The organism is Vibrio sp. 10N.222.49.A3, from assembly GCF_041475145.1.
GTDB classification, from domain to species: domain Bacteria; phylum Pseudomonadota; class Gammaproteobacteria; order Enterobacterales; family Vibrionaceae; genus Vibrio; species Vibrio tasmaniensis_A.
In genome coordinates this window covers 46234-59270 of record NZ_JBFRVM010000050.1, presented here as the reverse complement: position 1 = coordinate 59270, position 13037 = coordinate 46234, and the positions used below count along the sequence as shown (strand labels likewise).

14 protein-coding genes are annotated in these 13037 nt (G+C 45.4%); 8 read left to right on the top strand and 6 right to left on the bottom strand.

Annotation, left to right across the window (positions count from 1 at the left end; all coding sequences use genetic code 11):
• Positions 1–79: 79 nt before the first annotated feature.
• On the bottom strand, positions 80–856 hold the full coding sequence (gene fkpA, locus AB4589_RS10360; protein ID WP_009848932.1) for an FKBP-type peptidyl-prolyl cis-trans isomerase: 777 nt from the start codon (positions 854–856) through the stop codon (positions 80–82).
• Between the two features lie 131 nt (positions 857–987).
• On the opposite strand from fkpA, the gene AB4589_RS10355 reads away from it, so the two are divergent.
• Entirely contained in the window at positions 988–1965 is a 978-nt protein-coding gene (locus AB4589_RS10355) for a WD40 repeat domain-containing protein (RefSeq protein WP_122047196.1), read from the top strand.
• A gap of 5 nt (positions 1966–1970) precedes the next feature.
• The gene (locus tag AB4589_RS10350; RefSeq protein ID WP_009848930.1) at positions 1971–2198 is read left to right on the top strand and encodes a SlyX family protein; all 228 of its coding nucleotides are present in this window, start codon (positions 1971–1973) and stop codon (positions 2196–2198) included.
• A 182-nt stretch (positions 2199–2380) separates the two neighbouring features.
• Here AB4589_RS10350 and AB4589_RS10345 read toward each other — a convergent pair whose 3' ends face one another.
• The 5 genes from AB4589_RS10345 to kefG all read right to left on the bottom strand — a co-directional run bounded on the left by AB4589_RS10345 (position 2381) and on the right by kefG (position 6977).
• Positions 2381–3346 carry an isoaspartyl peptidase/L-asparaginase family protein gene (locus AB4589_RS10345; RefSeq protein ID WP_017103602.1) on the bottom strand — a complete coding sequence of 322 codons (966 nt, stop codon included), beginning with the start codon at positions 3344–3346 and terminating at the stop codon, positions 2381–2383.
• Between the two features lie 219 nt (positions 3347–3565).
• Positions 3566–4156 (bottom strand): peptidylprolyl isomerase, encoded by a 591-nt coding sequence (gene slyD / locus AB4589_RS10340; RefSeq protein ID WP_009848928.1) that lies wholly within the window; start codon positions 4154–4156, stop codon positions 3566–3568.
• 94 nt (positions 4157–4250) lie between these two features.
• Positions 4251–4451, bottom strand: a complete 201-nt coding sequence (locus AB4589_RS10335; protein WP_009848927.1) for a YheV family putative zinc ribbon protein — start codon at positions 4449–4451, stop codon at positions 4251–4253.
• 158 nt (positions 4452–4609) lie between these two features.
• Positions 4610–6406 carry a glutathione-regulated potassium-efflux system protein KefB gene (kefB, locus tag AB4589_RS10330; protein ID WP_041472929.1) on the bottom strand — a complete coding sequence of 599 codons (1797 nt, stop codon included), beginning with the start codon at positions 6404–6406 and terminating at the stop codon, positions 4610–4612.
• The gene (gene kefG / locus AB4589_RS10325; RefSeq protein WP_009848925.1) at positions 6393–6977 is read right to left on the bottom strand and encodes a glutathione-regulated potassium-efflux system ancillary protein KefG; all 585 of its coding nucleotides are present in this window, start codon (positions 6975–6977) and stop codon (positions 6393–6395) included. The genes kefB and kefG overlap by 14 nt, the downstream gene beginning before the upstream one ends.
• Positions 6978–7151: 174 nt before the next feature.
• Between kefG and AB4589_RS10320 the strand changes: the two genes are divergently transcribed.
• From AB4589_RS10320 to crp, 6 genes are all read left to right on the top strand, one after another.
• Positions 7152–9074, top strand: coding sequence for an ABC transporter ATP-binding protein (locus AB4589_RS10320; protein ID WP_372100339.1), 1923 nt, complete (start codon positions 7152–7154; stop codon positions 9072–9074).
• Positions 9071–9541, top strand: a complete 471-nt coding sequence (locus AB4589_RS10315) for a TIGR02444 family protein (protein WP_009848923.1) — start codon at positions 9071–9073, stop codon at positions 9539–9541. The genes AB4589_RS10320 and AB4589_RS10315 overlap by 4 nt, the downstream gene beginning before the upstream one ends.
• A 276-nt stretch (positions 9542–9817) precedes the next feature.
• Entirely contained in the window at positions 9818–10810 is a 993-nt protein-coding gene (locus AB4589_RS10310; RefSeq protein WP_009848922.1) for a hydrolase, read from the top strand.
• A gap of 95 nt (positions 10811–10905) precedes the next feature.
• The gene (locus tag AB4589_RS10305) at positions 10906–11118 is read left to right on the top strand and encodes a YheU family protein (RefSeq protein ID WP_004729649.1); all 213 of its coding nucleotides are present in this window, start codon (positions 10906–10908) and stop codon (positions 11116–11118) included.
• Positions 11119–11195: 77 nt separating this feature from the next.
• A complete protein-coding gene (locus tag AB4589_RS10300) occupies positions 11196–12065 on the top strand; it encodes a phosphoribulokinase (protein WP_004729650.1) in 870 nt (289 codons plus the stop codon).
• Positions 12066–12304: 239 nt separating this feature from the next.
• On the top strand, positions 12305–12937 hold the full coding sequence (gene crp, locus AB4589_RS10295) for a cAMP-activated global transcriptional regulator CRP (RefSeq protein WP_004729651.1): 633 nt from the start codon (positions 12305–12307) through the stop codon (positions 12935–12937).
• Positions 12938–13037: the final 100 nt, after the last annotated feature.

Sequence of the window (13037 nt, the reverse complement as noted above, 5' to 3'; positions counted from 1 at the left end):
CTTATCCGAACGGCATTATAACTTAAAGTTAGGCTTTTTATTCAATCAACGTATTTTAGTACGAGGCTTTTAACCGATATTATTGTGCAGGAGCTGCTTCAGCGTTATCGATATTTAGTAGTTCTACTTCGAATACTAGCGTTGAGTTAGCTGGGATAGTCGGTGTATCTTGCTCACCGTATGCTAGCTCTGGTGGGATAACGAACTTGTACTTAGAACCCACTTGCATCAATTGTACGCCTTCAGTCCAGCCTGGGATTACGCGGTTTAGTGGGAATGTTGCTGGTTCGCCACGATCGTAAGAGCTGTCGAACTGAGTGCCGTCTGTTAGCGTACCTTTGTAGTGTACTTGAACCGTATCAGTATCTTTTGGAGAAGCGCCTTCACCAGCCGTCATTACTTGGTAAAGTAGACCAGATTCAGTTTGCTTAACGCCTTCAGTTTTAGCGAACTCAGCGCGGAAGTCATCACCCGCTTTCTTCACTTCTGCAGACTTTTCTGCCGCTTGTGCTTGCATCGTTTCAGCAACACGCTTGTCTAGAGCTTCAAGAGCTGCACGAGTCTCTTCTTCGTTAAGTGCCGTCTTCTCTGCGAATACGTCTTCGATACCTTGAAGAACCATCGCTTTGTCTAAGTTAATACCTAGCTCGCTTGGCTTATCAATGCTTGTGCTTAAGTAGTTAGCGAAAGATACACCGATTGCGTATGCCGCTTTGTCATCTTCTGTTTTAAAGTTTACTGCTGCAACTTTAACTTCTTCTACCTGTGGAGCTTCTGCCTTTGGTTCTTCTTTCTGACAACCAACTGCTAGCATAACCGTTGCGGCAAGCAGTGATACTTTTAAAACTGATTTCATTGAATTCTCCAATTAATGGCCAAGCCATTGGTTATTGTGCACAAATCTAATGATTAGATTGGTGTGAATACGTTAGTTATAACAATATACTAGTCATATGTCTTTCGACACAAACCGGATTATTGGATGTGATGCGAATATTTTTCCACTCATTGCTATGTACGATTGTCATCACCTTGTTAAATGGCTGCTTTTTCTTCCAAGATGATGACCAACGCTGGGAAATTGAACCCAACGGCGCCACCAGCTTTGCCCTAAGTAGAGATGGACGCTTCGCGCTGCTCTACTCGCAGCAAAAACAGCTGCTCCTTTGGGATCTTGCCCAAAACAAAGAACTGGCTCAACTTGGTCCACAAGATCAATCCGAAAATCAAGTATCGCGTATTCGCATCTCTGACAATGGTCGCTTTGCCATTACCGCCAGTCAGATGAATTTCGCCGTTTGGGACTTATCTTGGACACAAGCTGAAGGGCTATGGTCGATTTCCGATGGCTTAATTCGCGATGTTGATATCTCTAGCAACGGTGAAAAAGTACTGCTGGGCCTATCTAATGGCAAAGCTATCTATGTGGACTTAGTCACCGGACGCCGTCTGGAGTTCCTCGCTCACCGAGAAAAAGTTAATTCCGTCTCCCTATCTTCGAATGGGCGCTACGCATTATCAGGCGGTAACGACTATAAAGCTTACCTTTGGGATACCGAATCAGGCTTGGTATTGCGTACATTCGAGCATGAACAAAGAGTCGTACGAGTTGCCTTACAACGAGATGGAGAGCTAGCTTTTACCTCCGATGGAGGGAATCAAGCGATGATCTGGGATCTTGAGACAGGTGAACCTCAAGCTCAATTGCAGAGCTGGTCTCGACAGCTAATTTTCTCCAGTGCTCGCTTTTCTGATGACGGCAGTATGTTGGTAACAGGTACGCCATCTAGCCAAGTGAGCGTGTGGAGTACTCAAGATGGTAAACGCATTTCTCGCCACGACGCCGAGCCATTAAAAGATGCTCGCCCTCCTCGTGCGGTAGTGTATGATGCAGCCTTTGATGATAAGAACCGTGTGATATCGGGCACCTCTGCGGGCATTGCCCAAGCTTGGAATGTGGATTAAGAACGATGACAGAAAAGCGAGTTGAACAATTAGAAAGCCGCGTGAATGACCTAGAATGTCAGTTGGCTTTCCAAGAGCAAACCATTGAAGAACTTAATGAAGCGCTTAGCCAACAACAGATGTTGATCACGAGAATGCAAGACCAGATGAAGTTCGTGGTTGGCAAAGTAAAAAATATGGATGGCTCAAACCTCGCTGACGCATCAGAAGAGACGCCACCCCCACACTATTAAGTGCGGTTTAAAGATAACGAATTAATTCTAGCGACGCATATCGTTAGTTTCTCGTCCTCAATGTGTAAACACATGTCAGGACGGGACATAGAGAACCAAAAGGGCGACAGATACTTATCTGTCGCCCTTTTGTTTGTTTAATCTGCGCTAATTCAACTAAAGTCAGTTAAGGCAATACAAACTTAGTCATCGGCATAAATTTTCACTTCCACGCAGCCATTAGTATCAACACTCGCACGGTACATTCCTGAACTGTTCATACCGAAATGAATATCACCTTGTCCATCGATAGCAATCAAGCCACCTTCACCACCCATGGTTTTCAATTCACCTTGAATTATCGTTTCACAAGCCGTATGCACATCTTCCTTGAGATAACGCATTCGTGCCGCCACATCACTGGCAACCATCTTTCTAAGGAAGAACTCCCCCATACCTGTTGTTGAAACGGCCACATTGCCATTTTCAGCAACAGTGCCTGCACCGATGATTGGAGAATCTCCCACACGACCGTATTTTTTATTGGTTACGCCACCAGTGCTGGTTGCGGCTGCTAAGTTTCCGGCTTGGTCTAATGCGACCGCGCCAACCGTGCCGTACTTTTTATCATCTGGATATTTATCAGCTTGCTCTTCATCATATTTCGCTTCAGACAAAGCAAAAATACCTTTCTCTTTCATCGATTGAAGTTGGTCATAACGACGCTCAGTAAAGAAGTAATCTTGCTCGGTGAAAGTATGGTCATGCTCAAACGCAAACTTCTCGGCGCCTTCACCAATCAGCAGCACATGGTCGCTTTTAAGCATCACATCACGCGCAAGCTCAATTGGATTTTTGATATGGCGGACACCGGCAATAGCCCCCGCATCCATTTCACGACCGTGCATCACAGAAGCATCCATCTCAACAAATTCATCATGAGTCAGAACAGAACCTTTACCAGCATTAAAGTGGGGACTGTCTTCCATCACCTTAACTGAAGCAACCACTGCATCTAGCGCATCACCACCCGACTGTAATACTTGATAGCCAGCCAAAACCGATTTTTCCAAAGCCTCGGTAATACCCGTTTTTAATTCATCACTCATTTGCTCTCGTAAGATGGTGCCTGCACCACCATGAATGGCAATTGAAAAAGGCTGTGACATACAAACTCTCCACTGACGTCAACTTATAATGTTGTGCTATCAATACCACATCCAAGATTTGATGTCTGATAGCGAAAACCAAACTATTTACGAACGCTTAGATTTGCGGACATTTAGTTTAGTAGATGAAAAGCCAACTCAAAAAGCTAGCACCCTAAACGAAAAAAACCTCCACAAGGGAGGCTTTCAATATTCTTAAACTAAACCGTTAATTCGGTATTAGTGAGAACCACAGCTACCGCCGCCGCAGCAGCCGTCTTTTTTCTCTTCAGCATGGTCATGGCCTTCGCCACCACAGCAACCACCTTCGTGATCATGATCGTGGTCGTGACCGCCACAGCCGCCTTCTTGGTGTACGTGACCGTGTTGAACTTCTTCTTCAGTCGCTTCACGAACCGCTACAACTTCAACGTCAAACGTTAGAGTTTGGCCAGCTAGCATGTGGTTACCGTCAACAACAACTTCGTCGCCATCTACTTCAGTAACTTCAACTGGGATTGGACCTTGGTCAGTATCCGCTAGGAAACGCATGCCAACTTCGATTTGCTCAACACCTTGGAATACGTCTGCAGGAACACGTTGAACTAGGTCATCGTTGTGCTCGCCGTAAGCGTCTTCTGGAGTAACAGTTGCTGAGAACTTGTCGCCAGCGACTTTGCCTTCAAGCTCTTTTTCAAGACCTGTAATTAGGTTGTTGTGACCGTGAAGGTAATCTAGTGGAGCTTCTGCAGTTGATTGGTCAACTACTACGCCATCTTCAAGTTTCACTTGATATGCAACACTAACTACTACGTTCTTTTCAATTTTCATGAGAGCTCCAAGGAGGTTTGGACTAAGCTCGAACAGTTGAGCTTAGGAAAAATTCTGTACCCGGATATTATGGGGATCAATTGACGAAACTCAATCACTCAGGCTTAAAAATACCGATCATTTCTTGATTCGCGTGTTCAGATTTCTCTACAGTTTTCGGTTTACGCTGTTCTGTGAAGTCACAATCGACGCATTCCACCAGCTCGATATTATTTTCAATCCACCAGCGGAGTGTGTCTTGAGTCTTGCAGCTTGGGCAGCTCGCCCCTGCGATAAAGCGTTTTTTCTGTTTCACGTTCATATCCTTTACAACTCTGGATTCGCAGTTCTTCCGATCTAGATCTATTAAAGACAAAGCAGAGACCACGTTTATTATTAGATTAGTTATCTAGACTTTTATTTCTAGAGCTCAAGCTATATTTCTAGAGCTCTAGCATTAGTTATCACTTCAAGCTACTGCCAATAGTTTCGAGATTGGTGATCATTTTCCATCTCGTGTCCAAAAATCTCTTCAAGCTCTTTGCGAGCCTCTTTCGCTCTTTGGGCTAACTCGGCATCTTCGTTATGCTGAGGCAGCAACTCTTTCAGCATACCATTATCCAGTTTCCTAAAGTGTGCTTCTGCTCGCTTCGCTTTATATGGATGCATGCCAAGTTCGGTCAATGTTTGACGACCTAAATCTAATGCCCCAAGGAAGGTTTCACGCGAGTAGTTGCTCACACCGTGGTTAAGTAATTGATACGCTTCAACACGGCTTCGAGCACGCGCTAAAATCTTTAACTGTGGGAAATGCTGCTTACACAAGTCGACAGTTTTCATGATTTCGTCTGGAGAGTCGGTACACAACACGATCGCTTCCGCTTTGTCTGCACCTGCGGCACGTAACAGTTCTAAGTGTGTTGAATCACCATAAAATACCTTGTAGCCGAACTTTCTCAGAATGTGTATTTGGCTGGCATCACTCTCAAGAACAGTGATGCGAATCTTGTTGGCGTACATCAAGCGGCCAATGATCTGACCGAAACGACCAAAGCCCGCAATAATCACTCGAGGGCTACGATCGACCACATCCGAAGACATCGCACTTTCGCTGATTTGGTTCAGCTGACGAGCAAAGAATCGGTCTTGCAGCTTAAGCATCAGCGGCGTGGTCACCATAGACAGGCTCACTACCACCAGTAAGAACGACACCTGTTCGCCACTTAAGATGCCCTGCGCACTCGCCGCGGTAAAAATAACGAAAGCAAACTCACCACCTTGGCTGAGAATCATCGCCATTCGGCTACGCGCTTTTGCCTGTGTTCCAAAGATACGAGCTAGCGCGTACAGCACTAAACCTTTCAACACCACGAGGGCCATTACAGCTATTAGTATTGCGAATGGGCTTTCTGCCAATAAACCTAGGTTTACTGCCATACCCACAGAGATAAAGAACAGACCAAGCAGTAACCCTTTGAATGGGTCAATCGCGATTTCTAACTCGTGTCGATATTCACTTTCAGCCAGAAGTACGCCCGCCAAGAAAGTACCTAATGCCATCGACAAACCAATCTGCTGCATGATGACGGCAATACCAATCACCAATAACAGCGCTGCTACCGTGAACAACTCACGCACACCGCTCATGACTACATATCGGAACAGTGGTCTCAACAAGAAGTGACCACCGACAAGCAAGCCAATTACACCGCCTAGCATCCACAACATGTCAGCCCAACTGCCGCCCGTATTACCCGCAAGCAAAGGCAGCATCGCCAACATAGGGATAACGGCAATATCTTGGAAAAGTAATACCGCAAAGCCTGACTGCCCCGCTTCTTTGCCACCAAGCTCTCGCTCTTCAATAACACGCAACGCAATAGCGGTCGAAGACAAAGCTAAACCCATACCGATGACTAAGCTAGTTTGCCAAGTTAAACCAAACATACACGCGATGGCAGTAATAATCAGAGTGGTGATCAGCACTTGCGCGCCACCGAGTCCTAGAATGGGGGCTCGCATCTGCCACAGTTTTTTCGGATTAAGTTCGAGACCAATCAAGAAGAGCAGCAGTACCACCCCGAATTCGGAGAAGTGTAGAATCGCCTCTACATCACTGATTAAACCAAGCCCCCATGGGCCAATCGCCACACCCGCTAATAAGTAACCGAGTACCGACCCTAATCCAGCGCGCTGTGCGATAGGAACCGCAACCACAGCAGCTGCTAAAAATATAACGCTACTTTGTAGAAAATCGTTAGTCAGAGCCATCATTCGCTCCTATATCTTGTAGCGGGTCTCGCAACCAATTTCGATACGCTTCTGCGTGTTGGTAACGCGTCATATCGGTGACATTTCGTGCCCAGTGTAAAACCAAAGGGGATATCCAGTGCATCTGACACAAAGCAGCCGTTAGCTCGAATGGTTGCAAAATCTCTTGTAATGGATATTTATTATAGCCTGCGGCACCAAACGCCTCTTCTTTACCACCGGTAGTAATCACACTGCGCCAGTGTTTACCTTTAAGCGCACTTTGCTCACCAAACGCAAAACCCTTGCCTAATACTCGGTCAAACCACTCTTTAAGCAGTGATGGGCAGGAATACATAAACAAAGGGTGTTGGAACACGATCACATCATATTCAAGCAGCAATGCATGCTCAGAAGGCACATCAATAAAGAAGTCAGGATAGATGGCGTAGAGATCGTGGACTTTGACATTCCCAAGCGACTCTATCTTTTTAACCATGATCTGGTTAGCGATAGAGGTTTGTGGCTCTGGATGCGCATAGATGACCAGCACCTTTGGCACGGGGTTGTCTGTCGAGGGAGTATTACTCATTCCTTTGAAACATTCCTTTGAAGGCTAAACGGTGGCAAGGCCACAAGAATTTAAGCAAAAGTTACTAATATGTTATTGGCATCATAACGCAAATTGCATTGTGATCGACTTTTATCTGGTTTCAGCCTACTATGCAGGCGTCTGTTCACCTCTAATTTCTATGCTATTTCAATTATGATTACTTTCTCTGATATTCAATTGCTACGCGGCGGTAAGCCACTCCTCGACCAAGCATCTGCGACTTTTCACCCTGGCGACAAGATCGGTTTGGTTGGTAAGAATGGCTGTGGTAAATCTACGCTGTTCGCCCTAATTAAGGACGAACTGTCTATTGATGCTGGCTCATTCAGTAAACCAGCCCATTGGGAAATGGCTTGGGTTGCTCAAGAAACACCTGCATTAGAAAGAACAGCAATTGAATACGTGATTGATGGCGACCGTGAATACCGTGGCCTTGAAGATCAACTGGAGAAAGCCGAACAAGCCGACAACGGCACATTAGTCGCAGAGATCCATGGCAAGATTGAAACCATTGGTGGTTATAGCATCAAAGCACGCGCGGCTGAGCTGTTAGACGGCCTGGGCTTTCGCCAAGAACAAATGACATGGAACCTGACTCAATTTTCAGGGGGTTGGCGTATGCGTTTGAACCTAGCGCAAGCCCTACTGTGTCGCAGTGACCTACTGTTACTCGATGAGCCAACCAACCACTTGGATTTAGACGCTGTAATGTGGCTAGAACGCTGGTTACAAAACTACCCAGGCACACTCGTTCTTATCTCACACGATAGGGACTTCTTGGATCCTATCGTCAACCGCATCGTGCATGTTGAAAATCAACTGCTCAATGAATACACAGGTAACTACTCGTCGTTCGAAACCCAACGAGCGCAAAAGCTAATTCTGCAACAAGCGATGTACCAAAAGCAGCAGAAACAAATGTCGCACATGCAGAGCTACATTGACCGTTTCCGTTATAAAGCTTCAAAAGCTCGCCAAGCGCAAAGCCGTATTAAAGCGCTAGAGAAAATGGAACAAGTACTGCCCGCTCAGTTTGATAACCCTTTCAGCTTTGAATTTAGAGAACCAGACGCACTACCAAACCCAATCATGATGATGGACGAGGTCTCTGCAGGTTACGATGACAATCTGATTCTAGAGAAGATTCGCCTAAACCTAGTACCGGGCAGCCGTATTGGTTTACTTGGTCGAAATGGTGCAGGTAAATCGACGCTGATTAAGCTGCTTTCAGGTGAACTGAAACAACAAGGTGGCGAGCTAAGCTATTCGCAAGGCGTTAAAATGGGTTACTTTGCCCAACACCAATTAGAGACGCTGCACCCGGAAGAGACACCACTTCAGCACATGATGCAGATTGCGCCAAAACAAACCGAGCAACAACTGCGTGACTACCTAGGTAGCTTTGGCTTCCAAGGTGAAAAAGCGCTCGATAAAGTGGCACCGTTCTCCGGTGGTGAAAAAGCGCGTTTGGTATTGGCTCTGCTGGTATGGCAAAAACCGAACCTATTACTACTCGATGAACCAACCAACCACTTGGATCTCGATATGCGTCAGGCACTAACGTTTGCATTGCAGACGTTTGAAGGCGCGATGGTTATCGTATCGCACGACCGCTACCTACTTCGTGCCACTACTGATGATTTATACCTTGTACACGACCGTCAAGTTGCACCGTTTGATGGTGACCTTAGCGATTACTACAAGTGGCTAACCGAACAACAGAAAGTTGAGCGAAAAGAAGCACAAGCATTGGCACCAGCAAAAGATGGCGCCAACAGTGCAGCAGCAAAAAAAGATCAGAAACGTAAAGAAGCAGAGTTCAGAAAACTAACCGCGCCGATTCGCAAACAATTAACTCAGTTTGAAAAGAAAATGGATAAGTTGACGCTTGATCTTGAAGAGGCTGAACAGCAATTATCTGACACTTCACTTTATGAAGCTGAAAATAAGGCTAAACTGAATAAAGTACTCGCTCTACAAGCGAGCAGTAAGTCACAGCTAGAAGAAGTTGAAATGGATTGGATGTCCACTCAAGAAGAGCTTGAGCAGATGGAACTGGATATGGATAGCTTATGAGCCCAGAGCACGCACCAATATCACTAACACTGGAACGACTATGGCAATTTAGCCTTCAGTATTACAGTGTGCGCGGTGTTAAGGATGCGTGCTTAGCTTTGCAAAACCAATTCCATGGCAACGTCAATCTACTACTGCTTCTCAAATGGCTTGATGAGCAGCAACTCTCTTTCGCTGAGGAGGAGTGGCACAAGGTGCAACAATGCTTAAGTCGCTCTGAAACCTTGCTTCATAGTTATCGAGAGCTGCGTAAACACCTCAAAGCACACGTTGTTGATTCACTCTACCGTGAAGCCTTACAATTTGAGCTGCAGCTTGAAAAGCAACAACAGTCCGACCTCGTCGACTGTATTAAGTCTCTTCAACTTACAGCGAACCAACAATCACCGCTCGCTTTACAGTACTGTCGTTTATTAGGGGCGGAAAATCTCTACGACGCTTTTTCTGAACCAGCACCACAGCCCTAACGCATTTCCTTTTCCTTTTATTCAATCAAGCTCCAAGCTTAACTGCGCTCGCTCGTTACCATGATCGCATGCTGACTAAAACACATTTGGGGGAGTCTTTAATACGCCCAACCTTGATATTATTCAACCAGTTACCTACCACCTATTTTGGTCGATCATATCAGTGAAACCCTTGCGCTTATGCTAAGAATCAACCAAGCTCAAATAAAAACGTGGGCGTTTCGCTAAAAGCTCAACACTTTATCAAAGCCCATAAAAGAAGCATGGACTGTTTTTATGACAATATTTACCGCTGCCGCTGGCCTATCGAATCCACATTTACAAACCTTAGTGCCAAGATTTATTAGAAAGCAGGCGTTGTTTGCTCCTCAATGGCAGACCTTAGAAACTCCCGACGGCGATTTCCTAGACCTTGCATGGAGTGAATCGCCAGACGGTGACACGCCAAGCAATGATGATAAAAGTAACAAGCCAATATTCGTTCTATTCCACGGATTAGAAGGGAGCTTTGAGAGCCCTTACGCCAACGGGCTGATGAATGCATTTGCTAAAGATGGTTGGCTATCAGTGATGATGCACTTTAGAGGTTGCAGCGGAAAACCAAATCGCTTGGCTCGTGCATACCATTCAGGTGAAGTCGAAGATGCGCGCTTTTTCCTAAGGCATCTGCACGCGCAGTTCCCCAGCAACCCCAAAGTTGCAGTTGGTATCTCTTTGGGTGGTAACATGCTGGCGAATTATTTGGCTGAGTATGCCGACGACCCATTGCTGTCGGCGGCGACCATAGTATCAGCTCCATTTGACTTGGCTTGTTGTTCTAGTCGCATTGAGCAGGGCTTCTCCAAGCTCTATAAGAAGTATCTACTCAACTCTCTAAAATCAAACGCCTTGAAAAAAGTTAACCTGCTACAGGAAAAGCTGGGGGTCACAGCGGAAACCATTAAGAAGATCACCAAACTGTATGAGTTTGATGAACAAATTACGGCGCCTCTGCATGGGTTCAAAAATGCCCAAGATTATTATGCACAATGCTCCGCACTGCCTAAACTCAAGAAGATCAAACTACCAACTCAGATCATTCATGCCAAGGACGATCCTTTCATGACCGATGATGTGATTCCAAAGTTCGTTCTGCCTGATAACATCGATTATCGACTGTTTCAAAAAGGCGGTCATGTGGGGTTCATTACTGGCAGCACACTCAAGCCAAGATTTTGGTTAGAAGAAGCATTACCCGCCTACTATGAAAGTCTACAAGATTCGGCATAATGACGAGTCTTAGTAAATAGCAGTAAAAATATTACTAAGCTCACTCATTTCTACAACAATAAACCTATCCATGAACATAAAAGAGAGAAGTATTTATGATCATCCCATGGCAAGACATTGCGCCAGAAACGCTGGAAAACCTCATTAAAGAATTCGTGCTGCGTGAAGGCACAGACTACGGTGACGTAGAGGTTTCACTGCAAAACAAGATTGATCAAGTGAAACATCAATTAGCCTCAAAGGAAGTCAGCATCGTATTTTCTGAGCTGCATGAAACCGTTGATATTCAAGTCACAAAACGCTTCTAGGCTGCGCTCATAAAGGAGCCGTGTTATAGTGGTAAACGATTGCTAACAAGTAAGTTACTCAAAAGACAAGGGTTGTCATGTCCGCTAAACATCCAATTATTGCGGTGACGGGTTCATCAGGAGCCGGCACCACCACTACCTCAGAAGCCTTCCGAAAAATGTTCAATATGATGGACGTGAAGGCCGCTTGGGTTGAAGGGGATAGTTTCCATCGCTTCACTCGACCAGAGATGGATGTCGAGATCCGTAAGGCTCGCGAGCAAGGTAAGCACATCAGCTACTTTGGTCCACAAGCCAATGATTTTGGCGCATTAGAAGAGTTCTTCCGTCAATACGGTAATGAAGGCACGGGTAAAGTCCGTAGTTACCTACATACCTTCGATGAAGCCGTGCCTTACAATCAAATGCCGGGCACCTTTACGCCATGGCAAGAGATCCCAGAAAATTCCGATGTGATGTTCTACGAAGGTCTTCATGGTGGCGTGGTAGATGGCGACATCAATGTCTCACAGCACGTCGACTTGCTGATCGGCATGGTGCCAATAGTCAACCTTGAGTGGATCCAAAAATTCGTTCGTGACACACGCGATCGTGGGCACTCACGCGAAGCAGTAATGGATTCTATTGTTCGCTCAATGGATGATTACCTTAATTACATCACTCCACAATTTTCGCGTACTCACATCAACTTTCAGCGTGTCCCAACCGTAGATACATCGAACCCACTTAACGCCAAAGGGATTCCAAGTTTAGACGAAAGCTTCGTGGTTATACGTTTGCGTGGCATCAAAAACGTCGATTTCCCCTACCTTCTGGCTATGATAGATGGCTCATTTATGTCACGCCACAACACGCTTGTGGTGCCAGGCGGCAAGATGAGTTTTGCTATGGAGCTCATTGTAAGGCCCATCCTACAACAGCTCATCGAAACCGGAAAAATAGGTTAACAAGACGTCATTCTGGTTGATTACTTTTCATACCGTGATCATGTGCACAATTTTGCGTAAAAAATCGTAGCTTGGTCACGATTAAAATCAAGAAATAGTACCTGAAAAAGGATACTATTCTTAAACGAAACACAAGATAGCTTGCAGCGCTCAACGAGTGCTCTTATCCTACAAGTCAATCCAGGCTTAGCTAAAATACGGAAAGCGGCAAGCATACCCTGCAGAGGAAGTAAGATATTATGGTTCTAGGTAAACCCCAAACCGATCCAACATTAGAGTGGTTCCTTTCACACTGTCATATTCATAAGTACCCTTCAAAAAGTACTTTGATTCATGCTGGTGAAAAGGCAGAGACCTTGTACTACATCGTTAAAGGTTCTGTGGCAGTTCTTATCAAAGACGAAGAAGGTAAGGAAATGATTCTTTCTTACCTAAACCAAGGCGACTTCATCGGTGAGCTTGGCCTCTTCGAAGAAGACCAAGAGCGTACTGCATGGGTTCGTGCAAAATCTCCTTGTGAAGTAGCTGAAATTTCTTTCAAGAAATTCCGTCAACTTATCCAAGTGAACCCAGATATCCTAATGCGCCTTTCAGCGCAAATGGCAAACCGTCTACAAGTAACTAGCCAAAAGGTTGGTGACTTAGCGTTCCTTGACGTAACAGGTCGTATCGCTCAAACGCTACTTAACCTAGCGAAACAGCCAGATGCAATGACTCACCCTGACGGCATGCAAATCAAGATCACTCGTCAAGAGATTGGTCAGATCGTTGGTTGTTCTCGTGAGACAGTAGGTCGTATCTTGAAGATGCTAGAAGAGCAGAACCTAATTTCTGCACACGGTAAAACTATCGTGGTATACGGCACTCGTTAATCTCGATTAACTGAGCCAAAAATTTGAAAGCCACCAAATGCAAATTTGGTGGCTTTTTTGTTTCCTGAAGATCCAGAGAGCAGATACGAGATACGAGATA

Coding starts and splice junctions, on each gene's coding strand:
- fkpA (WP_009848932.1), bottom strand. CDS start 856: ATGAAATCAGTTTTAAAAGTATCACTGCTTGCCGCAACGGTTATGCTA.
- AB4589_RS10355 (WP_122047196.1), top strand. CDS start 988: ATGCGAATATTTTTCCACTCATTGCTATGTACGATTGTCATCACCTTG.
- AB4589_RS10350 (WP_009848930.1), top strand. CDS start 1,971: ATGACAGAAAAGCGAGTTGAACAATTAGAAAGCCGCGTGAATGACCTA.
- AB4589_RS10345 (WP_017103602.1), bottom strand. CDS start 3,346: ATGTCACAGCCTTTTTCAATTGCCATTCATGGTGGTGCAGGCACCATC.
- slyD (WP_009848928.1), bottom strand. CDS start 4,156: ATGAAAATTGAAAAGAACGTAGTAGTTAGTGTTGCATATCAAGTGAAA.
- kefB (WP_041472929.1), bottom strand. CDS start 6,406: ATGGCTCTGACTAACGATTTTCTACAAAGTAGCGTTATATTTTTAGCA.
- kefG (WP_009848925.1), bottom strand. CDS start 6,977: ATGAGTAATACTCCCTCGACAGACAACCCCGTGCCAAAGGTGCTGGTC.
- AB4589_RS10320 (WP_372100339.1), top strand. CDS start 7,152: ATGATTACTTTCTCTGATATTCAATTGCTACGCGGCGGTAAGCCACTC.
- AB4589_RS10315 (WP_009848923.1), top strand. CDS start 9,071: ATGAGCCCAGAGCACGCACCAATATCACTAACACTGGAACGACTATGG.
- AB4589_RS10310 (WP_009848922.1), top strand. CDS start 9,818: ATGACAATATTTACCGCTGCCGCTGGCCTATCGAATCCACATTTACAA.
- AB4589_RS10305 (WP_004729649.1), top strand. CDS start 10,906: ATGATCATCCCATGGCAAGACATTGCGCCAGAAACGCTGGAAAACCTC.
- AB4589_RS10300 (WP_004729650.1), top strand. CDS start 11,196: ATGTCCGCTAAACATCCAATTATTGCGGTGACGGGTTCATCAGGAGCC.
- crp (WP_004729651.1), top strand. CDS start 12,305: ATGGTTCTAGGTAAACCCCAAACCGATCCAACATTAGAGTGGTTCCTT.